At 40.8% G+C, this 20,765-nt stretch carries 26 protein-coding genes and 1 pseudogene; 14 read left to right on the forward strand and 13 right to left on the reverse strand.

Features of this window, described 5'->3' with window-relative positions; translation table 11 throughout:
* Window positions 1-2: 2 nt before the first annotated feature.
* Window positions 3-1,139, reverse strand: a complete 1,137-nt coding sequence (locus KNQ12_RS13990; RefSeq protein ID WP_214749469.1) for a DNA cytosine methyltransferase — start codon at window positions 1,137-1,139, stop codon at window positions 3-5.
* A 199-nt stretch (window positions 1,140-1,338) separates the two neighbouring features.
* On the opposite strand from KNQ12_RS13990, the gene KNQ12_RS13995 reads away from it, so the two are divergent.
* Genes KNQ12_RS13995 through KNQ12_RS14010 form a run of 4 tightly spaced genes read left to right on the forward strand, consistent with a single transcriptional unit; the run spans window position 1,339 to window position 5,037 of the window.
* The gene (locus KNQ12_RS13995) at window positions 1,339-1,866 is read left to right on the forward strand and encodes an SH2 domain-containing protein (RefSeq protein ID WP_214749466.1); all 528 of its coding nucleotides are present in this window, start codon (window positions 1,339-1,341) and stop codon (window positions 1,864-1,866) included.
* Window positions 1,859-3,457, forward strand: a complete 1,599-nt coding sequence (locus KNQ12_RS14000; RefSeq protein WP_214749463.1) for an AlwI family type II restriction endonuclease — start codon at window positions 1,859-1,861, stop codon at window positions 3,455-3,457. Before KNQ12_RS13995 ends, KNQ12_RS14000 begins: the two co-directional genes overlap by 8 nt.
* 28 nt (window positions 3,458-3,485) lie before the next feature.
* A complete protein-coding gene (locus KNQ12_RS14005; protein WP_214749460.1) occupies window positions 3,486-4,172 on the forward strand; it encodes a hypothetical protein in 687 nt (228 codons plus the stop codon).
* A 49-nt stretch (window positions 4,173-4,221) separates the two neighbouring features.
* On the forward strand, window positions 4,222-5,037 hold the full coding sequence (locus KNQ12_RS14010) for an HNH endonuclease (RefSeq protein ID WP_214749457.1): 816 nt from the start codon (window positions 4,222-4,224) through the stop codon (window positions 5,035-5,037).
* Between the two features lie 58 nt (window positions 5,038-5,095).
* Here the strand turns inward: KNQ12_RS14010 and KNQ12_RS14015 are convergent, their stop codons facing one another.
* From KNQ12_RS14015 to KNQ12_RS14020, 3 genes are all read right to left on the reverse strand, one after another.
* Window positions 5,096-5,368 (reverse strand): hypothetical protein, encoded by a 273-nt coding sequence (locus KNQ12_RS14015; protein ID WP_214749455.1) that lies wholly within the window; start codon window positions 5,366-5,368, stop codon window positions 5,096-5,098.
* Between the two features lie 86 nt (window positions 5,369-5,454).
* On the reverse strand, window positions 5,455-5,580 hold the full coding sequence (locus KNQ12_RS17170) for a hypothetical protein (RefSeq protein WP_285222537.1): 126 nt from the start codon (window positions 5,578-5,580) through the stop codon (window positions 5,455-5,457).
* A gap of 220 nt (window positions 5,581-5,800) precedes the next feature.
* Window positions 5,801-6,073, reverse strand: a complete 273-nt coding sequence (locus KNQ12_RS14020) for a YolD-like family protein (protein WP_214749448.1) — start codon at window positions 6,071-6,073, stop codon at window positions 5,801-5,803.
* 78 nt (window positions 6,074-6,151) lie between these two features.
* Between KNQ12_RS14020 and KNQ12_RS14025 the strand changes: the two genes are divergently transcribed.
* Window positions 6,152-6,292 carry a hypothetical protein gene (locus KNQ12_RS14025; RefSeq protein WP_214749445.1) on the forward strand — a complete coding sequence of 47 codons (141 nt, stop codon included), beginning with the start codon at window positions 6,152-6,154 and terminating at the stop codon, window positions 6,290-6,292.
* Between the two features lie 473 nt (window positions 6,293-6,765).
* Here KNQ12_RS14025 and KNQ12_RS14030 read toward each other — a convergent pair whose 3' ends face one another.
* A complete protein-coding gene (locus KNQ12_RS14030; RefSeq protein ID WP_214749442.1) occupies window positions 6,766-6,930 on the reverse strand; it encodes a hypothetical protein in 165 nt (54 codons plus the stop codon).
* A gap of 241 nt (window positions 6,931-7,171) precedes the next feature.
* On the reverse strand, window positions 7,172-8,161 hold the full coding sequence (locus tag KNQ12_RS14035) for a DNA/RNA non-specific endonuclease (protein WP_214749439.1): 990 nt from the start codon (window positions 8,159-8,161) through the stop codon (window positions 7,172-7,174).
* Window positions 8,162-8,586: 425 nt separating this feature from the next.
* Here KNQ12_RS14035 and KNQ12_RS14040 point away from each other — a divergent pair, with 425 nt between their 5' ends.
* From KNQ12_RS14040 to KNQ12_RS14065, 6 genes are all read left to right on the forward strand, one after another.
* Window positions 8,587-9,039 (forward strand): JAB domain-containing protein, encoded by a 453-nt coding sequence (locus KNQ12_RS14040; protein WP_353047632.1) that lies wholly within the window; start codon window positions 8,587-8,589, stop codon window positions 9,037-9,039.
* Between the two features lie 638 nt (window positions 9,040-9,677).
* The gene (locus KNQ12_RS14045; RefSeq protein WP_214749436.1) at window positions 9,678-9,881 is read left to right on the forward strand and encodes a hypothetical protein; all 204 of its coding nucleotides are present in this window, start codon (window positions 9,678-9,680) and stop codon (window positions 9,879-9,881) included.
* 125 nt (window positions 9,882-10,006) lie between these two features.
* Window positions 10,007-10,822, forward strand: a complete 816-nt coding sequence (locus KNQ12_RS14050) for an SMI1/KNR4 family protein (protein ID WP_214749432.1) — start codon at window positions 10,007-10,009, stop codon at window positions 10,820-10,822.
* A gap of 256 nt (window positions 10,823-11,078) precedes the next feature.
* Complete coding sequence (locus tag KNQ12_RS14055) at window positions 11,079-11,495, forward strand: JAB domain-containing protein (protein ID WP_214749429.1); 417 nt, start codon at window positions 11,079-11,081, stop codon at window positions 11,493-11,495.
* A 251-nt stretch (window positions 11,496-11,746) separates the two neighbouring features.
* Entirely contained in the window at window positions 11,747-12,067 is a 321-nt protein-coding gene (locus tag KNQ12_RS14060; RefSeq protein ID WP_214749426.1) for a hypothetical protein, read from the forward strand.
* Window positions 12,068-12,070: 3 nt separating this feature from the next.
* The gene (locus KNQ12_RS14065; protein ID WP_214725547.1) at window positions 12,071-12,364 is read left to right on the forward strand and encodes a type II toxin-antitoxin system RelE family toxin; all 294 of its coding nucleotides are present in this window, start codon (window positions 12,071-12,073) and stop codon (window positions 12,362-12,364) included.
* 280 nt (window positions 12,365-12,644) lie between these two features.
* Here the strand turns inward: KNQ12_RS14065 and KNQ12_RS14070 are convergent, their stop codons facing one another.
* The 3 genes from KNQ12_RS14070 to KNQ12_RS14080 all read right to left on the reverse strand — a co-directional run bounded on the left by KNQ12_RS14070 (window position 12,645) and on the right by KNQ12_RS14080 (window position 14,475).
* The gene (locus tag KNQ12_RS14070; protein WP_047395636.1) at window positions 12,645-12,914 is read right to left on the reverse strand and encodes a type II toxin-antitoxin system RelE family toxin; all 270 of its coding nucleotides are present in this window, start codon (window positions 12,912-12,914) and stop codon (window positions 12,645-12,647) included.
* Entirely contained in the window at window positions 12,911-13,135 is a 225-nt protein-coding gene (gene relB / locus KNQ12_RS14075; protein ID WP_026829710.1) for a type II toxin-antitoxin system RelB family antitoxin, read from the reverse strand. The genes KNQ12_RS14070 and relB overlap by 4 nt, the downstream gene beginning before the upstream one ends.
* Before the next feature lie 197 nt (window positions 13,136-13,332).
* The gene (locus KNQ12_RS14080; RefSeq protein WP_214749423.1) at window positions 13,333-14,475 is read right to left on the reverse strand and encodes a copper resistance D family protein; all 1,143 of its coding nucleotides are present in this window, start codon (window positions 14,473-14,475) and stop codon (window positions 13,333-13,335) included.
* Window positions 14,476-14,489: 14 nt separating this feature from the next.
* Here KNQ12_RS14080 and KNQ12_RS17245 point away from each other — a divergent pair.
* Together KNQ12_RS17245 and KNQ12_RS14085 are read left to right on the forward strand one after the other, a co-directional pair.
* Window positions 14,490-14,588: pseudogene (locus tag KNQ12_RS17245) on the forward strand (cation transporter); the annotation flags it as partial.
* 58 nt (window positions 14,589-14,646) lie between these two features.
* Window positions 14,647-15,441: a P-type ATPase actuator domain-containing protein gene (locus KNQ12_RS14085; RefSeq protein ID WP_251055862.1), complete on the forward strand. Its 795-nt coding sequence runs from the start codon at window positions 14,647-14,649 to the stop codon at window positions 15,439-15,441.
* Between the two features lie 200 nt (window positions 15,442-15,641).
* On the opposite strand, the gene KNQ12_RS14090 is transcribed toward KNQ12_RS14085, so the two are convergent.
* The 4 genes from KNQ12_RS14090 to KNQ12_RS14105 all read right to left on the reverse strand — a co-directional run bounded on the left by KNQ12_RS14090 (window position 15,642) and on the right by KNQ12_RS14105 (window position 19,811).
* Entirely contained in the window at window positions 15,642-17,771 is a 2,130-nt protein-coding gene (locus tag KNQ12_RS14090; RefSeq protein WP_214749414.1) for a heavy metal translocating P-type ATPase, read from the reverse strand.
* Entirely contained in the window at window positions 17,764-18,132 is a 369-nt protein-coding gene (locus tag KNQ12_RS14095; RefSeq protein ID WP_214749411.1) for an ArsR/SmtB family transcription factor, read from the reverse strand. Before KNQ12_RS14095 ends, KNQ12_RS14090 begins: the two co-directional genes overlap by 8 nt.
* A 200-nt stretch (window positions 18,133-18,332) precedes the next feature.
* Window positions 18,333-18,908, reverse strand: a complete 576-nt coding sequence (locus KNQ12_RS14100; protein WP_214749408.1) for a recombinase family protein — start codon at window positions 18,906-18,908, stop codon at window positions 18,333-18,335.
* Window positions 18,909-19,091: 183 nt separating this feature from the next.
* Window positions 19,092-19,811 carry a peptidoglycan DD-metalloendopeptidase family protein gene (locus KNQ12_RS14105; RefSeq protein WP_214749405.1) on the reverse strand — a complete coding sequence of 240 codons (720 nt, stop codon included), beginning with the start codon at window positions 19,809-19,811 and terminating at the stop codon, window positions 19,092-19,094.
* Between the two features lie 230 nt (window positions 19,812-20,041).
* Between KNQ12_RS14105 and KNQ12_RS14110 the strand changes: the two genes are divergently transcribed.
* Window positions 20,042-20,740, forward strand: a complete 699-nt coding sequence (locus KNQ12_RS14110) for a cytochrome c biogenesis CcdA family protein (RefSeq protein ID WP_034786404.1) — start codon at window positions 20,042-20,044, stop codon at window positions 20,738-20,740.
* The last annotated feature ends 25 nt before the right edge of the window (window positions 20,741-20,765 follow it).

Below are 20,765 nucleotides of genomic sequence, written 5' to 3' on the forward strand. Positions count from 1 at the left end.
TATTAAACTGTTTGAACCTTAGGTAGTTGCTTTGCTGCCTTTAAATTCTGAAGTTGTAATTTAGCAGTAGGATCGATTGATTCATACTCGATTCCAGCAAAAGTTTTTAAGATTGCTTCAAAAACAATTTGAGCACCCGCTGGAGGAACTGCCATTCCAATTTGCTTCCGAACTTTTTCTTTGCTACCTACAAAGTAAAAATCATCTGGGAACGTTTGGAGTCGTGCACGTTCTCGGTTTGTGAGGGCACGTGGTTCTTCCCAATGGTACATATGTGTACCACCGCCGCCGCTACCCGTCACCGTGTATGCTGGACGATTTGGATCAAGACGTTTGTAAATCGAGCTCAAGCGTGCGCCTTTGACATTCAGTCGGAGATGTTCTGGGATCCCCATAAACCACGCGTTTTCACCAGCAGGAATATGCGTTAGCATCTCTACCACCTTAGCATTGTGTCTAGTGAGTTCATTATTTAATGCATCTTCTGGAATCGGTGGATTCAAAATCGCTTCACTAGATGTTTTCATATTATCTAACGTATTAAGTGGAGCCGGTACCTTAAAGACAATACCTTCTTCTGCTAGATCATTTCGAATTCCAACAATAATGATACGATGACGCGCTTGAGGGACGCCGTAAAGCTCAAATTTATAAAGGTGAGGTGTAAGTACATATCCGCACTCTTCTAACTCCGTTAAAATTTGAATAAACGCTTTTCCTTCATTAGCGCTTTGTAGACCACCAACGTTCTCAGCTACAAAAAACTTCGGTTGGTATTCTTTTAAGACCTTTACACCATAAGAATATAGTGGACCAAACGTACCGTTTAAACCTTGCTTCTCGCCGACTTGGCTGTAGTCATTACAAGGAAAACCGAATGCAAAACAATCAATCTCTCCAAGAATGGACTTATCACCAATCGGAAGTTGTTCTACTGGTCCGTAATGAACAGACGGATCTTCAATGTCTTCGCATATATTGTATCGATAGGTTTTACACGCTTGTTCGTCATAGTCATTTGACCATTCGTGAACAATCCGAAGTTCCTCTTCTGTTTCTGGGTGAATCACTCTAGCATTCTTAGCCCCTAAAGATAATCCACCAGGACCGTTAAATAATTCGCCTTTTTTAAATATCATGTGAAAACTCCTAACTATAAAATCGAAAGTGTGTTCTGGCATACTCCTATGCTAAACATTGTACACATGTTATTCAAAAAATGCAGCAACTAATACTCAAAAAAACAAAGAGCTATGAATAATAAATCATTCAATCTTGAATGATTTATTATTCATAGGATGTTGTAAATTAAATATAGAGGTTGAAAGGAGGAAATAAATGGGGGATGACAGTCTTAAAAATTTAAAAGGCTTAATGGAAATGTACGTGAGCTCCATGCTGTTAAATAGAGAATTTATAGACCCTTTACGATTCTACCTTCCCGACAAAACAATTCGGAAGCGTTTAGCTGAAGAAACAGGTAAGGACATCAATTCAATTTATCGAGATGAACGGACTGGAACGATTTATAACGGAATCATGCTCTTGCGGTATTGGAGAGCGTTTCTAGTAATTCATGGGGAAGTAGCACAAGGTAAATCGGAACCGAAACGGATCGAATCCATTCTTCAAACATATGAAAGTCATCTCAAGATGATTTCTGAAATCGAAGGAGAAGTGGATGTTCAAAACGCAATCGAACGACATCTCCCGTGTATTTTAGATGTCATCCAACATTTTGAACGACATCCACTTCCTCAAAATCGAATAGTGAAAATCAAGTTATTAAAACAACTACAAATGAATGAACAAGTAATAGCGGGCTTGAAGCACCGTAGACGAGAGAGGATGACAAGCATTGACTGAACGAAAAATTTGGTTTATCACACGTCCGGAACGAGATCCGCGTTATCATGCGGAAGCAATGAGCGCTTTGCAAGAAGCAACGAACAACTTCACATTGAAATGGGAAGGAAACCGGGAGTTGCATAAACATTACGAGGCAGTTCTTGCTTCGCACAAATTAAAGCGAAACAATATTAGTAACGATGGTTCAGGAGGACGGACATGGTGCGCCTTACTTAAGACCTTTGCGTACTGTTACATTGATAAAAATGGTGTTGTTAAACCGACTAAAGTAGGACAAGCCCTTGTAGATGGTATCAAAGAATACGAGAACGTGAAAAAGCAAATTCTCACCTTACAAATTCCGAATGCTTATTTTTTAGAACGAGGTTTTCGACCTAAATTTGAAAGTAGTTTTCGTATCCGTCCTGCGCGCTTTTTAATCAAACTTGTACAACGAGAAGATCTTCAGTACTCGATTAGTAAAGAAGAGATTACCTACTTTGTCTTAACAGCTCAAGATGATCGTGAAGTAGAAGAAATAGCGAAAAAAATTCTCCTGTATCGTCAGTCGTCACCAGACGAGCAAGAGCAACTGAAGCAAGAAATTGCGGTTCAATACGATCATCGTGCACGCAATGATAAGGCAGCACGTGACTACTACCAGGCACATTCTGATGTCGCGCACACCTTTATGATGTTGTGTGAGTATACCGGACTAGTAGAGTATGTACGTGGAGATAGCATTTTAACGACACAGCCCGACCTAGTAGAAGAGGCATTACGTGTACTGAATGAATATGATCGTCGTTATCCGTTTAATACTCGTTATCGTATTTCGATTGAACGAATGGCACAAAATAATGGATTAGATGTGGATAGCTACAAATCGAACGATTATGGCGACGTGAAGCCAGCCAACAATCTAGGTAAACGACAAGGGAAGATCGATGCGATTTTAGGGAAAATGCCAAACTGGACCATGCAATCCGATGAAGAGTTAATTCAAGTGTTCACAGAGTCTTTTGGTCCTAGGGATGCAACTCAATTGGTCTCTATTCTACGAAAAGAGCAACCTGAGCTACTAAATGTTTCGGAGCAGTTTGTCGAGTCTTACTTGGGGCAAATGACACCCTTAGAATTTGAGAAACTAACAGGAGATATTTTCAAAGAGCTTGGATTTGATGTAGTGTATCAACCGAAGGTGCAAGGGACGAGAACAGAGATTGAATTGTTGGTGAAGTACGGAGACCATTTTGGAATCATTGATACAAAGTATTACGAGAGTGGATTCCCGTTATCACAAAACTTAGCGAACTACATGGGATCGGAGTACATTCCTAACTACTTAACCTATGGTGATGCTCGGTTATCTTTCTTCGGTTACGTCACGTCAGCCGGTTACTCAGGAGAAAAAAAGCTACAATCCATTACGAAGTTAAGTGAAAAGTTAGTGGGAGAATCGATTGAAGGATTCATGTTAACGCGGGAAGTACTTCTTGGCTTCCTTGATTACTGTATCGAAAATGAAATTCCCAAAGAAGAACGGGTTCAAATATTCATAGATCGTATTCAAAATAAAGCATTTAGTGATCTGAAGCTCTATCTGTGAATCGAAATGAAGGGGGCTATCTATTTATATGATAGAAACAGTATTAAGTGAATTTCGAACTCTCTCTAAAGAGTATTCCAAAACACATTTTCGACCTACTCAAAGGACACTTTCATTTAAGGTTTATTGCTGCTCTATGCTTTCGTTCTTTGTTTTATTATTGATTACATCATGGGCACTTTTTCACGCATATAGCTTCAATATAATTGTAAGTTATTTTGTAGTTACCGTTATATTGTTGGGAATTGCCTTGATATCAGAGAAATTTTCCAACAAACATCTTGCTACGTATCGCCTCAAAAAAAATCATTATATAAAGTCTCGCTTAAAAGAGTACTTAAGAAATGATCATCGTATAGTTCAAGCGGAGCAAATGAAGCACTTGTCTGCTATGATTTCGAAAACAATTCAAATTCAAAGAAAGCACTACAAGTTTAATCCGAGCTACTTTTCGATAGTGTTGGCAATGATTTTTGGATTTTCGAAGTTTTGGGGTGATGGAACTCTTTTAGATGCTCTTAGTCTTTGTATCTTTTTCATGCTCCTTTTTGCTATTACACATTTTTTCCTTACAGCTCGAACTAATTATCTCAATTTTAAAGTAGAAACGTGTGAGGAAATGCTAGGCGTTATTGATGAAATTACTCTCGAGATGCTAATTGATCATTCAAACGAAAAGTCAGTTGTCGCTAAGAAGAAAAGATTCCGCTTGTAGTGGTACTATCGGTAACGGATAATTCAGTAAAGTACTGGAGGAAAATGAGATGCCTATTCCTTTTATAAAAAACCGAATTTATCAACGAAAAGCGATTCATGATGAGTTTGGTGGTAGTCGTGAACGTGGAATCAGTATGTCTGCTAAATCTCCGATGATTTTTATTTTTTCGAGCGAAGCAGGAGCAGACTTTGGTTACAAAAATGGATGGAATAAAGAACGCGATCTTTTTTACTATACGGGCGAAGGACGTAATGGTGATCAGGAATTCAAGATGGGGAATAAGGCGTTACGCGATCATGTTGCAAATGGAAAGGATATCTATCTTTTTAAAAATGTTTCAAAGGGAATGTTTCGTTTCGAGGAACAATTAACTTTAGTAGACTACTCCTTTTCTCCGGTTTCGAATGAATCAGGAGAGGTACGCGATGTAATCATTTTTGCTTTTACCGTTTTCGAGAGTCCAGTAAATACGAATAGCAACGAGTTAGGAACATCAGATACGCTACAAGAATTACGAGAATTGGCATTAATGAATACTTCTAACGGGGATGAAACCATCCAACAAAAGAAAGTGCACGTTCGAAAGCGTTCAGAAGCGATCAAAGCATATGCGCGTAAAAGAGCATCTGGTATGTGCGAACTGTGTGAGATGCCTGAGCCATTTCAAGCAAAATCAGGAAGTGCTTTGGATGTCCATCATTTGCTACGACTATCTGATGGAGGTCCAGATCATCCTGAACATGTTGCTGCGATATGTCCGAATTGTCATGCGCATATTCATCGTGGTGTAGAAGGATATAACTTGAATCAAAAGCTGATTGCTAAAATAAGAGGAAAAGAAGAGACACATATAAAAGGTTAAAAAAATTAAAAGAGTAAAAAGATCTATCGCATATAAAAACGATAGATCTTTTTACTCTTTAGTTCACTTCTTCATCTACACCAAATTTATCGGCAAAACCATCAACAGGGCGAAATTGAAGGACAGTAGGGATATCACGGAAAAGACAATCGAATGTCCAATAATTCGAAACATCATCAAAGTCGACTTCTGTTAATCCAAATTGATGAGATAACTGCTCCACAACGTTCTCCGTCATTTCAAATACGGAAGTTCCAGTTGCCGTAAGACTACCTTCTTCAATAGTTTGTCCATTTTGCTTAATGAAATAGTCCATTTTTTGTGTACTCAATATGATTTTCTCCTTTGAAATATAGGAAATACACGCTTACTTAAAATTTTCTTCGTGTTCGTGAGATTCTTTAAACCAAAACGTAATCAGGCATTACACCCAAGTCGTCCGCCATTGCACCCATCCATTTTCATACCTGCAAAAAAGCTAATCCCAAAAGCCCAAAGTGTTTCTAAAATGATTGAGTTTAAATGTTTTAACAGTGTTTGCATATGCATCGCCTCCCTAATTGTCTCTTCTTCTAGTTGGATACTCAAATAACGCAAAAAAACAATTAGAATAAATGCAGGTAATAGGATGGCAAAGTATCGAAACTTTGGATAATGACTCATTACGTTTTGTATTTATATACTTATTATGTCACTTAATTTAATCAGTAACAACTTTTTCTGGTTCTAGTTAAAGGATCATCACTCTCTATATACCACTCACTTATTCAGATACTTGGATAGATAAGATTTGCTTGAACGAGACGATTTCGACGTCTAGATTTCGTTTGACGAGATGGACCTCCTCCTGTACATAATCGAGCTTCTCAACGAAGGCGTCGAAACGATGCGTCAACGGACCGTTCATCGCCGTCACCGTGACAATGTCTCCGCTAAAGAGAGCATCGTTCAACGCGTTCTCGATCGTCCCATCGATCGGTCCCTCCGTATCCTCGAACTTGAGATGATGTACCTCTTGGTAATAGCGTTTCAGCAATCTTATAAGAATTGAAAGAGGTGTTTAAAAGTTTTTTAAAGGGTTTATAATAAAGAAAAATAAGAGGAGGGAATGATGATGGGAATGCGAATACTTGATACTCCAACCACTTCTATATCTGACGTGAAGCGGTCTCCTATGGAAGCATTCCAAAGAGCAGCTCGCGAAGTAGCCGGCGTGTATGTCTTCATCCGTGAAAAAGTCGCTGTGTCATGTTGACGCAACAGCAATACGAATCACTCAATAAAGAAATTGAAGAATTGTGTAGTCGATTAGATGATTTGACTGTTATGATGCGACTATTTAACAAAGAAGTCCGCATCTATAACGATTCAGACTTCCGCTTTACGAATAAATTTTCAGTGTTACATAAAATGGTTGCAAAATATACTTAATAAGTAATACATAATTCGACATCTATTTTATACTTAAATTGAAAATTGGTAATATTTTTTTAAAACTTATATATTACTAAGTGAGGTCATTAGATATTTTAAATCATTTGAACTTTTGTTTTGTGTTAAATAACGAAAAAATTTTTTACTTTACCATTAAATTTATACTTCTGGTATGCTTATAATCATTCAAGTAGAAAGGAGAGTATTATTTTTGAACAGTCACCAGGATAACCTAAATAAAAAATCATATTTATCAATTTTATTGACTTTTATTCTCGTACTAATTACCATAGCTCAGTTTTTTATTTCTAAAAGTTTCCCTAACATGAGCTTAAATATTAGTATTATTATTTTATTATTAGTAGATTTAGGGTTTATTGTCTCTTTAGTTTTAGGATTACGATCAAAAATCAAAGGAATTGCAATATTTAGTGTTTTAGCAAATAGTACTTTATTCATCCTCTTGAGCATTTTGATTTTTTTGTTAGCATTTTCAAATGGAATTTCAGAACCTTAAGAATTTTAAAAGATTCTTTTCATAATGAGAACGTTTGTTCTTATTATGTTTCTCCTTTCTGACGTTTTCAATCAGTTTTTTTCGACGTCTCATCAATACCTCCGTTTATGGGGACGAAAAAAGGCGCGACGAGTATCTCGTCACTGCCCTAATATATTTCGCCTATTCGATTGGATGGAGGGTTCATTCTCCGACCATACCGTCATGGTCGTTGTCCCGCATATATTGATACAGCCAGTGCTTCTCCGTGATCGGCATCGCGAAGCCGGCATCCTTCGCCTCCTGGATCGTCACCTGACCATTGTCGTCGGTATCGACGCGCGAGACATCTTCAGTCGTAGCAGTATCTGGAGCTGATTTCGATGTCGGTTCTTGTTTCGAATTCTTCTTCGTCAGACCAAGTGCGGCATTGGCTTCATCCGGGTTAACGTTCTTGAACTGGTCAACGACGGTATTCCCGCGGACCGTGTAAGTATACTGATACGCAGATGGAATCATCGTAGACGTATTCGGATAGGTAATTTGCGCTTCGAAGTTCGTCGCGCCACCCGCCTTGCGGATGACGTCCTCCATGTACGCCTGATCACCATGACGATTCAGTGTACTGTCCTGCGGAGTGATGTTGTAGGCGTTCGAGACGCCACCGAGCGAATCGGCGATGATATGTCCTTCATCGAGATCCGCGCGTTCGACTCCTGGTACCTTTGCTTCATCGGAGTAGTAGCGTCCATCACGCGTGACGTCTTCCGTCGCATCATTCTGGAGCACGATCTTCTTCGCGATGACGCGGACCAGCTGTCCATGCTCATTCGTGAACGCCCAGTACTTCCGGTCACCGAACCCAATGTCGACGACAACGTCCGCCTGACGACTACCGGACAGGTCTCCACCGTCGACTAAAATCTTCTTATATCCTGTGAAAGAATCTTTTGTAGTTATCGTTTTTGATTCCGTTGATGGATTCGTCTCCTTTGGTTGCGTGACTGTACTCGTATCTGCCTCTTTTTCAGGATGTTGATCGGAATCCTCTTTCGTATCGGTCTTTTGTGTAGTGGTGTCGTCTTGTTGCGCTACTTGCTCTGTTTGATCTGATGGAGATGAGGTCGTCTCCATATCTGTACATCCTGCCATCAATAGGACGGCAAGGGGAATCGTTATGTAAGAAATCTTCATAGGTATACTCCTTTTCGTTCAGTCTGTCATTGCGTCCTTCATTATAACGCTACTTAACCGTTCTTGCTGTCTTAATTGAAATCGGTGGTGCGGTAAATGATCTTTTCAAAGGCATGGAACAGAGCGGTACCGCTCTGTCTGATGAAAAGGGACCGCAAGCCGTCCTGTTTCCGTACTCTAGCTCGCTCCTCGTCGGCGCAAGGGCCATCAAAAAAAGCCGCTGCCGTTCCTCGTCTTCCTCCGCGTTTTGGCTCAAAGCACGCTTTTCGCTCGCGGGCTCCGGAAGCCTTCGTCCCGATGCGCTGTCCGCTTTTTTTGATCTTTCCCTGCGGTCACCCTTGCGCCGTCTCGCGACGCTCGCTGCGTTCCCGTCAACAGGACGGCACCGTGTCGGACTGCATCCCACTCGCGAAAGGAGCTTTTCCATGAAACTGACTACACTCGTTGAAATCACCCGTATCCGCCAAGAGGTCCGCGAACCAGACGTCGTGCTCGAGACGACACACATCACGTCTCCTGAGGACGCGTTCTGTGTCGCCAAACGCTTCATCCAGGACGATGACCGTGAGGTGTTCCTCGTCATCCTACTCAATACGAAGAACCGCGTCATCGCTGTCCATCGGGCACATGTCGGTAGCATTAACTCAAGCGTCGTCCACCCTAGCGAAATCTTCAAGTCTGCTATCCTCAACAATGCGACGTCGCTCATCGTCAGCCATCAGTATCCGAGCGATGACCCTCATCCATCGCGGGAAGACATCGAGGTGACCGAACGGCTCGTTGAGGTCGGACGCATCGTCGGCATCCAGCTCCTCGACCACATCATCGTCGGTGCCGAAGACGAATACGTCAGCTTGAAGGCACAAGGTGTGCTGTAAAGAGACGATAGAGCGTAGACGGACGGGACAACCCCGTCCTGTCCGCGCGCAAGAGCATGGACGGAAAACGACGTCGTTTTTCTTTGAAGAAAGCACGAGCGAATAAGGAATGGATTTGTCCCAAATCCAAAGGCAGTGAGACGCCCGCAGTGGACGGATCCACTGCGGGTAAGAAAGTACATTTGTTCTTGTCTGTATAGATAGAAGGGTGTTATGGAGGATACAGTAGTGGAGTGTACGAAGGTTCAAGGAGAGATAGCTGATTGAAGTGAATCGTTCCTCCTGTAGATAGGTAGTGATGCTCTTTCTACTGGATGTACAGCACAAGAAGAATTTTCGGGCTCATGCGTGAGGCTGTAGGCTGCACGCAGCAACATCCTCATCGCACCGCTGCCCTCCTGCCGGACCGATAACGAGAGCTGTGACTCGCCTGCGCGAGGCATCTCTACGTTCCTCTTCCTTGCGACGGAGGACACGGAGCGTTACGTAGAATGCTAAAAACAAAAGTAAAAGGTTGGTGTTTAGTGGAAGGAATGGCATACTAAAGGAAAGATTCTTGTCCACGTATGAGATTATTATCGCTTCAGTAGTAAATGATGTATCTCATGCGAGGATGTCTAAAGAAAGAGAAATTACATATGAACTATGATAGATTGACCATTGTATTCGGTGCATCACTTACGAATGTCAATCTACTCTACCTCGTACCGATTGCATTCGGACTTTTCCTATTGATTGATTTCTTATTCACGAAAGAAAAGAAAAGCTTTTTAAGCCGGACCGGTAAGATATTATTGGTTCCGCTCATTCTGATCGTATGTGTACTTATTTATCTCTATTGATTCGAGGTGCAAGAAGTAATCGATTTAATTAGGTGCATTCTCGTTGAAAATGTAGACACTTTTTTCATGTACATCTATATCTTAAGATTCACCAGCGATAAAATTACAGAAAAAGAGGTATTTTCATGAAGTTTTGGGATGAATTGTTAGAAGAAGAGGTTGCTCCATCGTTAAATCAAAAAGAAGTGAAAAAAATCGAAAAAAAATTAGGGGCTTCTCTTCCTAAAAAATATATCGAAAAACTAGAAGAGCAGAACGGCGGGGAACTTACGTTTGATTCAGTGAACGTCGATTTCGAAAATACATGGTCTGACGAAAAAGAGGATCTTCATTTACCGCTGTATCGATTTAACCCTTTAACGGTCGATGACTTTAAAGATGGCATGTCTACGTTAAACGAATGGGGATTGACAGGAAAAATGTTGATGTTCGGTGAGGGCGAAGGGAGTTATTTCTGGTATTTCGATTTCGACACTAACCCTAATGAACCACAAATTTGGTGTTTAGACATTTCGGATGAGACGACACATCTTGTAGCAGAGAGCTTCGACCAACTCCTCGATCATCTCGTTCGTCGAAATGATCAAGTTGAAGGCGGAGTTGAATTAACACACGAAGATGTATTTGCCGACTATCCTTCGATGGATGAAATTCGAGAAGTAATCGCGGGGAATGATGAGGACGAACGACTGATGGCTTATCGCATGTGGTCGACAAGAGGTGAAGACGTTAAAGGATTGGTCAGTGAATTGCGTGGACGTGTCCAAGATTCGAACGATGAAGACGAACTAGATTCATACGCGGAACTATTAGCTCAAGTATTGATGGACAGATCAGTCGAAAACTATATGACACATGAGCAGGCAATTGCACTATTTAATGAAAAGGAAGATGTATCAGATTTGAGCCATGTAGTTGTACAGCTTGAATCAGATATGTAATGGATCAATAGCTTTTTAGCAACATGTCTTTGAAACCAAAAGAGACTAATCCTAAAAATTTGGGATTTGTCTCTTTTTTATACATTACTTTTTGTCAGTAGCGAGATCAGATATTTCAAATGCTGGAACGGTCCGCTCACAGACTACTCGGGATCGACGAGTAAGGAAGAATTCATTTTAGTCATCCTATTTGGAATAGCTAATGCGATAAATGATCATTTTAAAAGCACGGAACAGAGCGGTCCCGCTCTGTCTGATGGAAGGGGACCGCAAGCCGGATGTCGCGCTCGAGACGACGCACATCACATCTCCCGAGGACGCGTTCTGTGTCGCGAAACGCTTCATCCAGGACGATGACCGTGAAGTGTTCCTTGTCATCCTGCTCAATACGAAGAACCGCGTCATTGCCGTCCATCGGGCACACGTTGGTAGCATCAACTCAAGCGTCGTCCATCCCCGAGAAATCTCCAAGTCCGCCATTCTTAACAATGCGACGTCACTCATCGTCAGTCATCAGCATCCGAGCGGTGACCCGCATCCATCACGGGAAGACATCGAGGTGACGGAACGGCTCGTTGAAGTCGGACGCATCGTCGGCATCCAGCTCCTCGACCACATCATCGTCGGTGCCGGAGAAGAATACGTCAGCTTGAAAGCACAAGGTGTTTTGTAAAGAGACGATAAGTGTAGACGGACGGGAAAACCCCATCCTGTCCACGCGCAAGGGCATTGTTGTATTTAAATAAAGTAGTGTCTAACAAGCAATAGGGAACTCAGTAAATGAGAATCCTATTGTTTTTTGGGTTTTATTGCAAAAATAGGGGTTAACTATAGATAGTACAAGAATCAAAAGGAACGTTTAAAAGTCTTTTAAAAGTCTTTTAAAAGGTGTATACTAAAGAAAAATAAGAGGAGGGCATAATGATGGGAATGCGAATACTTGATATTCCAACCACTTCTATATCTGACGTGAAACGGTCTCCTATGGAAGCTTTCCAAAAAGCAGATCGTGAAGCGGCCGGCGTATATGTTTTTAACCGTGAAAAAGTTGCGGGCGTCATGTTGACGCAACAGCAATACGAATCACTCAATAAAGAAATCGAAGAATTGTACAGTCGATTAGATGATTTGACTGTTGAGATGCGACTATCTAACAAAAATGTCCGCACATATACTGATTCAGAAGTCCGTGGAGAACAAGGAACTCACTCGACGACTATTGATGAAATGGATGGGTGGGAGTGATCATTGTATCAGCTTGAGTGGACGCAATATTCGAAAGAAGATTACGATAACCTCGATGGTAGTCAAAAGATATTCGTAGACAAAGCGTTGAACCGAATCGTTTCTATAGGGATGGCAGCAGGGCAGCCACTCAGTGGAAATTTGTCGCATTGCAATAAGTTGAAAAATAGAAAAATGGGGTTACGCGTTGTTTTTAGAGAAATCGGCGGTAAACTCCAAATCATTCAAATTGTAGCGATCGGTAAACGGGATAAAGATGAAATTTATAAAATGGCTGAACAACGATTAGATGGATAATTGAAAAAGGATCAACGTTCAGATACTCGATGGTATCTATACGCTGATCCTTTTTGTCGTGCTTTTTTTCAAAGTATGACCAAAGTCATTTATCTTTTTATGCATAAAAGGACTATTAAAAATACATTGATAAAAAGATGCGTTTATAGACTTTGATATTGAAATCGATCCATTCGATTCATTTATTGTGGAAGAGTAATCATTTTTGTATACATAACGGTCGTTTTAAAAACAAAAAAAGAAAACTCACATATTTCCTCAGATGTGAGTTCTACCTGTCTTATTTATAGATATCACGACGATGCCCGATCTCGAGAATCAAAATCACGACTTTTTCATCTTGAATGTCAGCAATCAGACGATAATCACCGATGCGATACCGCCATTCACCCGAGCGATTCGAGACGAGTCCTTTACCATGACGACGCGGATCATCCGTCCCGACCAGATTCTTCTTGATCCAGGACATGATGATCCGCGCTTGTTGAGGATCCATCTTCTTGAGAGACTTTTGAGCTCCGCGCTCAAACTCTACCGTAAATGCTGTCATTCTAAATCAAGTTCCTTCATCATATCGTCGAAAGAGATCGCTTCTGATTTTTTACGGTGTGCTGCCATCGAATCATGATAGAGTTGTAAATCGATTTCGTCTTCGATGCGGTCGAGGACGGCATCGCGAACGAGTGTAGAAATCGTGATGTTTTTTGCCTTCGCATATTCTTTGATGAGTCGTGTATCCTGGTCATCCAGACGTACGGAAATGGTACTCATGATTATCAGCTCCTTTGTAATACATTGTAATACATATTCCAGTAGTAGTCTAGAAATGGCACCGATTTAAAATAGGATTGAACCTGTTACAACTAGTATGAAAATGATGAATAAGTATGAAAAAAGAAAGGCTGCTGTATCGCGTGCCTTTCTTTTTGTATAAGACGTCGCACACGCTGAAATGCTCATGTGGAGGATCATAAATACACGGAAATACTATACAACGCTGCGAAAAATAATGAGATCGAGACGCCTAATCCAAGATAGAGGGTCTTGATGGAGTCTTGGGTTGATCGGATGACGTACACCAACAATCCCACGAAAAGGAGGCTGATTGCCATCAAGAAGAGGGATATCATGGTCGGCTCGAACCGGATATCAGAATAGGTGAAACGCAAGCTAGGGAAAAGAAACCCTGACAGTGGACCAGCCCCGCTGGATTGAAGAGTATCCTTGATCGAGTGAGGGGGTTCCTGTTGACCGAGCCACGCAGTCGCTGTGAAGAGAAGCAGGATCAAGATGCCTTCCATGCGCATCCGCATCCGTCGGACTTCAAACGATCGTTCAGGAGACGCGTAACTCCACTTCCCGTTCATGATACCGATGATCAGCACGGGTAGAATCAGGATGTGTTTCCAGAGTAAGGCTTGTCCATACGGTAAAATCCAGGAATCGGAATACTCCTCTACCTGCACGACGACAGACATCAGATAGATGCCGGAACCGACGATCAGTAAGAAACATAGCGTCACGAGTGGTTTGAACCATTCGAGGAAGATGCCCCAGTTACGGTCTGATGGACTCCAAAAGCCGAGTATGAGCAATCCACCGGTCCAGATGAAGACGGCGAGTGCGTGAATAGAATGTACGAGCATGCCTTCTGCCCCTTTGATGCTAGAGGGGTGCCCGGACCACGCGAACGTAACGACCATCGCCATAACAAGGAATACCCCTAGTTTTATACGTCCAGGACTGAGTGATGCACGATTGATGACGATGAGAAGGAGTACACTCCAGAGAGCCATCAGAATCCAAGCGTTCCCTGCCTCGAATGTAAGTAACACGGATTGCAGTGTTATCCAAAAACCGATCTCTTCATATAAATACAGTACGATTCGTAAGACGGACAGGGAAAAGGATAACAGCATCAGCACGATGAGCATGCGAACCCAGCGGATTGAAAGCGATACGTCAGGTCGGTAAGAACGAGGGATGAGCTGGACGGAAAAGAAACCGATCAACAGCGCAAGACAACCGTAGAGGAGCGTATCGCCGATCAGATAGAGCGCGGTCATCGCTTCCGCCCCTTCCCGATAAATCAGATCAGCTCGTCCAAACATTCACCGTTTCCGGGATGGACTGTAGTAGCTGTGCTAAGACGATCGAACAACACTTTCAAAAGATGCAAAATGTCCAGACCGTCACAGTTTCGTTTGCCCGTGGGGAGATGGAAATCGACCATCAGCTGGATGCTCGACAAGTCCAAAGCGAGCTGAACAAGATCGGTTTCGATGGATACGTCAAGGGAAAGAAAACGTCCGAGGCACCGGTCCGGGATTTTGATTGGTCTGGGATTGCTCATCCAAACGAGCGGAGTAGCGTATCTTCCGAATGTTTTGTACGGTATCGCCTTGATCCTCAGTGGGGGGAGAGTTTTCCTGAGTGCCTATTATGCCGTCCGTGCCCGCTCACTCGACATGAAAGTATTGATGAGCGTAGCAGCCATCGGTGCCGCATGTATCGGGGAGTGGCTCGAGGGAGCGACCGTCGTCTTCCTCTTTGCCATCGGCAATTTGCTTCAGAATCGCTCCCTTGCGCGGACGCGCAATTCCATTCAGAAACTGATCGAACTGTCTCCGAAGGAAGCCTTCGTGCTGACGGACGGGGACGTTAGACGTAAACCGGTGGAAGCGGTGCGAGTCGGAGAAATCCTCCGGATTCGACCAGGTGATCAGGTTGCACTGGACGGCACGATCCTGAACGGGACGACGACCATCAATCAAGCACCGATCGCGGGCGAATCGATTCCTGTCGATAAGAAGGAAGGCGATCACGTATTTGCCGGAACGCTCAACATGGATCGTTCGTTCGACATGATCGTCGAGAAGACGTATCAAGAGACGACGCTTGCGCACATCATTGAACTGGTCGAGGAAGCGCAGGATAATAAAGCACCGAGTGAAGCGTTCATCGATCGTTTCGCGAAAGTGTATACACCGTTCGTCTTCCTAGGTGCATTGTTGCTGATGATCGTCCCACCTTTACTCCAACTTGGTAGTTGGGGAGAGTGGTTCTATAAGGGGTAGCGTCAGGAAAATGCGGATTTACAATGCTAAGGAAATTCCCATACTAAAAAGCCAAATTTCTCAACATCAATTGAGAAATTTGGCTTTTTCCGTTGCTCAGTTAAAGCGTCCTTTAGTTGTATATTTCCTGTTAATATCCCTTTTGAAGCATAACATTGTTTTCAATGATCGCACCCGATAGTTGACGCCCATTTTAGAACCTATTCTTTGATTTTCAATAAGCGTAAACTGTTTAATGTTACAAGTAAAGTTGCTCCCATATCAGCAAATATAGCTATCCAAAGTGTTAACCAACCGGGCATGACCAAAAGTAATGCCACTAATTTAATCGCCAAAGAGAAGGTAATGTTTTGCTTGATGATTGCTAAAGCCTTACGGCTTAATTTTATTGTATATGGCAATTTACTCAAATCATCAGACATTAAGGCGATGTCAGCCGTTTCTAAAGCTGTATCAGTTCCAGCACCACCCATTGCTACACCAACGGTAGATGCCGCAAGGGCTGGAGCATCATTCACGCCATCTCCGACCATCCCCACACTTTGATGTTTTTCTCGAAGTTCTTTAATAAAATTAAGCTTATCTTCTGGAAGTAAGTCAGCTTTAATATCCGAAACACCAACTTGTTTTCCGATGGCTGTTGCCGTTCTTTGGTTATCGCCTGTTAGCATCACTGTTTCGATTCCCATATTGTTCAACTTGCCGATAACTTCTTTAGACGATTCCCTCATTTCATCGGCAACGGCAATAAACGAAAGAATTTCTTTTTCTGTTCCTAACACCATCACCGTTTTACCTTGAGTTTGCATATCGGCAATTTTTTCTTTCCTATCGCTTGAAATGCTTCCGTGTAATTTTTCAAAAAGATTTGGACTTCCCACATAATACATTTCATTATTTATTTTGGCTTTAACGCCTTTACCTGTAATGGATTGAAAATCCTCTACTGTTACTTCGTTGAATTTTAATCCATTTTCTTCTGCTTTTCGCATAATCGCTGAAGCAAGAGGGTGCTGTGATCCTTTTTCAATGGCTGCTGTTATGGTCATTAATTCATTTTCATTTCTACCATATGTCACAATGTCTGTTACAGCAGGAATCCCTTTGGTTAATGTTCCTGTTTTATCAAAGGCTATCGCTTTTAAGTGTCCTGCTTCTTCTAAATGGATACCACCTTTAATTAAAACACCATTTTTCGCTGCATTTCCTATTGCTGTAACCACAGCAACTGGAGTTGAGACTACTAAGGCACAAGGACAACCAACCACTAATACAGCTAAGCCTTGATAAATCCATTGGCTCCAGTCTCCGCCAAATAATGGTGGAACTACCGCAATTAAAAGAGCTAGTATGACAATAGCTGGTGTATAGTATTTTGCAAATTTATCGACAAACGCTTGAGAAGGGGCCCGTTCTGCTTGGGCTTCTTCTACCAAGTGAATGATTTTTGAAAGAGTAGTATCTTCAACTCGTTTTGTTACTTTAACCTCAAGTAACCCTTCTTCATTCAAGGTTCCTGCAAATACTTCATCATTTGTGGTTTTCGTTACTGGAACACTTTCACCTGTAATCGCAGCCTGATTTAATGTCGATGTACCTTTAACCACTATTCCATCCATTGCTAACTTTTGACCGGGCTTAACAATCATGATGTCTCCAACTTGAATATCATCAACATGAATCATCATTTCTTCATTGCCTCGTCGAATTAACGCTTCTTTTGGGGCAATATCCATTAAAGATTCAATAGATTGACGTGCTTTATCCATTGAATAACGCTCTAATGCTTCACTAATCGCAAATAGGATAACAACGGTTGCCCCTTCACCCCATTCACCAATGATTGCAGCTCCTATAATTGCAATAGTCATAAGCGTATTCATATCGAAATTTAATCTGCTTAGATTTTTGAGACCTTTAATGAATAACGAATATCCACCGATTAAAATGGACGCTGCATAACCAATTGTCGGTAGAACATGCTCTTCACCATACTGCTCTCCTAAGAACCAGCTAACTACAAGTAAAAGAGCTGATATATATACCTTAATGTTTTCTTTCTGCTTCCAAAAAGGTTCTCGTTCTACCCTTTGTTCTTTTTCATCTCGAATTTTTAAATTTTCAAATGCTCCTGCTTTTTCTAATTCTTCAATGGTTGTCGTCCCTTTAACATAAACTTTAGATGCTCCGAAATTTACTTTCGCATCCTGAACACCGGGAAGTTCTTTAACATTATTTTCAAAAATGGCTGCACAGTTAGTACAAGTAAATCCTTGAACACGATAGGCTTTCATTTCTTCTTCAGACAGTTTTGCTTTCCCACTAGACATTGATCTTCACCTCTTTCTTATGTGCCAATGCAATCATCATAATTTGTCTGATATGCTCATCATCTAATGAATAAAATGCAAGTTTTCCCTCTTTTCGAAACTTAACAATCCCTTGCTTATGGAGCGTTCGCAGGTGATGAGAGGCATTTGCAACCGTAACACCTATAATATTTGCTATATCACACACACACAGTTCGTCATCTTGACATAAAGCATAGGTAATTTTTGCTCTATTTTCATCTGCAATAGCTTTTAACATTTGGGCAACATTAGAAATATCTACTGTCTGTAAATTACCTTGTATTCGATTGACCTTTTCTTCGTCATAACAATAAATTTCACAAGTATCTTTCTTAATCACATTCTCACCCCAATATCATTCAAGTGTTTATTTGAATATAGTATAACCATTTTTAATAATTCATTCAAGTGTTTATTTGAATGAGTAAAAAAATTCATAAAAAAAGAATTGGAGTACCCAATTCTAATAACAAAATAACCAAACTGCATAAGACTTTAAGTACATAACATTATCTGGCCAATTAATGGAATAGGACTGAACTATTTGTTCTCTTCCGATAGCTTTCTATATAATGAAGCCCTAGACACATTTGTAATTTCACAAATTTGATTTACAGTCATATTTCCTTCTTTATATAGCTTTACTGCATAATTCATTCCCGCATGATTTTTATGATATTTCTTTATCCGACCTTTAAACTTTCCTTCTTTCTTAGCCAGCTCAATCCCTTCACGTTGACGCATACGGATAAGATCTCTCTCTAACTGGTTAACACCAGCCATTACTGTAATTAAGAATTGGCTGTATGGATTATCCTCTGATAAATCTAGCCATGTATCCTTGAGTGATTTTAAGCTGTCTTTTTTCCTTCGTATGTAATCGATCAATTCAAATAAATCTTGTGTACTACGAGTAATTCGAGTTAAATCTGTAACATAAATGGTGTCACCATCTTGTAAGTCCTCTAACATTTTTTGAAGTTGCTCACGTTCCTTCGTTGCCCCAGAAACTTTTTCTTCGTATATAATATCCATTCCGAATTCGCTTAGCTGCTGAAATTGTCTTGAAGGGTTTTGACTAGTTGAACTGACACGTACATAACCAATTTTCCGCAAAATATCACCTCACTTTTGAGACAAGTCTTATGAGACGCTAGATCACAGCAATCCACTTCAATATAAATGACTTGATGAAGTCGCTTCAGATCATAGAAAAACCCTCATTTCGACGTCGAAATGAGGGTTTTTCTATGATCTGAAAAGATGCTGTCTTAGGACATCCTCTCTTCTTTTTTTAGGTTACAAATAGTTCAATGGGTTGACACTATTCGCTGCAGAATAACTGCTGTATTTATAACTGTTTTTATGAATCTCAAAGTGTAAATGATTTCCGAACGAGTTTCCTGTATTCCCAACTGTTCCAATCTTCATACCTTTAGAGACTGTCTGACCACTTTTTACCGAAAGACTATTCATATGAGCATAAACGGTTACGTATTTTTGATTCTTTAGACTATGTGAAATCATAACGTGTTTACCATATGCACCGCTGTTTTTAGAGGTAGTGACTTTTCCACTCGCAGAAGCATAGACAGGTGTGCCTTTTGTTGCAGCTAGATCAACGCCATTATGGAATGTATAACCGTAAGCGCCATTAGATTTTCCGTATCCTTGGGTCAGCCTCCCTTTAGTAGGAGAAGCAAAAAGAGACTCATTATACGTCATATTTTTTGCAACGTGGCTCTTATATTTTTTTAGGTAAGAACTATAGATATACCGTGTGTTCCCTTTGTAAAGTACTTTTGTCCAAGCTCCTTTTTTTCCTAAATAAGAAAAAGTCTGACCAGTGTTAGTCACGCCGACTATATTGTAATTGAGAGAAGGACCAGTCCGAACACGGAGATTGTCTGTCTTTACTTTTACTTTATATGCACTACTTGCTTCAACTTTTGGGCTATGCATTGAAAAAGTTGTTGTGAGTAAGACGCTAGAAGCGATAAGTATTACCTTGTTTTTCATTAGTTGTACTCCTTTAAAGATAAAGATACGGTGACAAACGATTTGTTAAAAGGAGTATAGCATCACTATATTACAAAAAAGTGTATCAAATTCATTTCAAAAATTGATACGAGATTTAATCAAAAAATGCATAGTTTTTTCACAAACAGATTTTATGTTTAAAATTAAACACATTTCTTTTTTATACATCTTAAAAAAAGATTTATTTTTTAGAGTTCGGGAGGAATTTGATGGAGTTATCTTTTTTGTTAGCTTTTGGAGCAGGGTTTTTATCTTTTATCTCGCCATGTTGCCTAGCTTTGTATCCTGTTTTTCTATCTTACATTACAGGAATTTCAGTTACAGAGTTAAAAGAAAATAAAAAGTGGAACTGGAATGGTGTTCCCCATACATTCGTTTTCTTACTTGGATTTTCGAGCGTATTTTTAGTGATGGGTTTTTCAACGTCATATTTGGCTGATTTTTTTATAGTGTATAAAGATGTTCTACGGATGAGCGGTGCACTTATTTTATTCATATTCGGTGTTATTTTAACTGGTCTGTGGACCCCAATATTTTTACTTAAAGAGCGAAGAATGAACTTAGGAAAAAGAAAGCGTGGTTATATCGGAACGTTTATTGTCGGAGTCGGATCGGCTGCTGGATGGACTCCTTGTACAGGACCAATCCTCGCTGGAGTTATTGCTTTGATCGCCACGAATCCTAGTAATGGATTTTTATATATGCTCTTTTATGTACTTGGTTTTTCTATTCCATTTTTCTTGATGTCGTTTTTGGTCGGGAAATCCAGATACTTAATGAATTATTCTTCAAAGGTTATGAAAATAGGTGGCTGGTTTATGATTTTATTAGGTATCATATTGTATTTCGATGGTCTGACGAAACTAACTACAATATTGATTGATTTTACAGGGTTTAGAGGGTTCTGACGCTCTATTTTCTATTTCGAAAGGA

It is taken from the genome of Exiguobacterium sp. s11, assembly GCF_018619015.1.
Lineage (GTDB): Bacteria > Bacillota > Bacilli > Exiguobacteriales > Exiguobacteriaceae > Exiguobacterium_A > Exiguobacterium_A indicum.

Excerpts from the sequence above, each read along its gene's own strand:
- KNQ12_RS14005 (WP_214749460.1), top strand. The coding sequence starts at position 3,486 with ATGATAGAAACAGTATTAAGTGAATTTCGAACTCTCTCTAAAGAGTAT.
- KNQ12_RS14110 (WP_034786404.1), top strand. The coding sequence starts at position 20,042 with ATGGAGTTATCTTTTTTGTTAGCTTTTGGAGCAGGGTTTTTATCTTTT.
- KNQ12_RS14060 (WP_214749426.1), top strand. The coding sequence starts at position 11,747 with ATGGGAATGCGAATACTTGATATTCCAACCACTTCTATATCTGACGTG.
- KNQ12_RS14080 (WP_214749423.1), bottom strand. The coding sequence starts at position 14,475 with ATGTTTGGACGAGCTGATCTGATTTATCGGGAAGGGGCGGAAGCGATG.
- KNQ12_RS14035 (WP_214749439.1), bottom strand. The coding sequence starts at position 8,161 with ATGAAGATTTCTTACATAACGATTCCCCTTGCCGTCCTATTGATGGCA.
- KNQ12_RS13995 (WP_214749466.1), top strand. The coding sequence starts at position 1,339 with ATGGGGGATGACAGTCTTAAAAATTTAAAAGGCTTAATGGAAATGTAC.
- KNQ12_RS14050 (WP_214749432.1), top strand. The coding sequence starts at position 10,007 with ATGAAGTTTTGGGATGAATTGTTAGAAGAAGAGGTTGCTCCATCGTTA.
- KNQ12_RS17170 (WP_285222537.1), bottom strand. The coding sequence starts at position 5,580 with ATGCAAACACTGTTAAAACATTTAAACTCAATCATTTTAGAAACACTT.
- KNQ12_RS14030 (WP_214749442.1), bottom strand. The coding sequence starts at position 6,930 with ATGAATAAAGTACTATTTGCTAAAACACTAAATATTGCAATTCCTTTG.
- KNQ12_RS14090 (WP_214749414.1), bottom strand. The coding sequence starts at position 17,771 with ATGTCTAGTGGGAAAGCAAAACTGTCTGAAGAAGAAATGAAAGCCTAT.
- KNQ12_RS14055 (WP_214749429.1), top strand. The coding sequence starts at position 11,079 with ATGGAAGGGGACCGCAAGCCGGATGTCGCGCTCGAGACGACGCACATC.
- KNQ12_RS14025 (WP_214749445.1), top strand. The coding sequence starts at position 6,152 with ATGGGAATGCGAATACTTGATACTCCAACCACTTCTATATCTGACGTG.
- KNQ12_RS14045 (WP_214749436.1), top strand. The coding sequence starts at position 9,678 with ATGAACTATGATAGATTGACCATTGTATTCGGTGCATCACTTACGAAT.
- KNQ12_RS14105 (WP_214749405.1), bottom strand. The coding sequence starts at position 19,811 with ATGAAAAACAAGGTAATACTTATCGCTTCTAGCGTCTTACTCACAACA.
- KNQ12_RS14070 (WP_047395636.1), bottom strand. The coding sequence starts at position 12,914 with ATGACAGCATTTACGGTAGAGTTTGAGCGCGGAGCTCAAAAGTCTCTC.
- KNQ12_RS13990 (WP_214749469.1), bottom strand. The coding sequence starts at position 1,139 with ATGATATTTAAAAAAGGCGAATTATTTAACGGTCCTGGTGGATTATCT.
- KNQ12_RS14010 (WP_214749457.1), top strand. The coding sequence starts at position 4,222 with ATGCCTATTCCTTTTATAAAAAACCGAATTTATCAACGAAAAGCGATT.
- KNQ12_RS14085 (WP_251055862.1), top strand. The coding sequence starts at position 14,647 with ATGGATACGTCAAGGGAAAGAAAACGTCCGAGGCACCGGTCCGGGATT.
- KNQ12_RS14040 (WP_353047632.1), top strand. The coding sequence starts at position 8,587 with ATGAAACTGACTACACTCGTTGAAATCACCCGTATCCGCCAAGAGGTC.
- relB (WP_026829710.1), bottom strand. The coding sequence starts at position 13,135 with ATGAGTACCATTTCCGTACGTCTGGATGACCAGGATACACGACTCATC.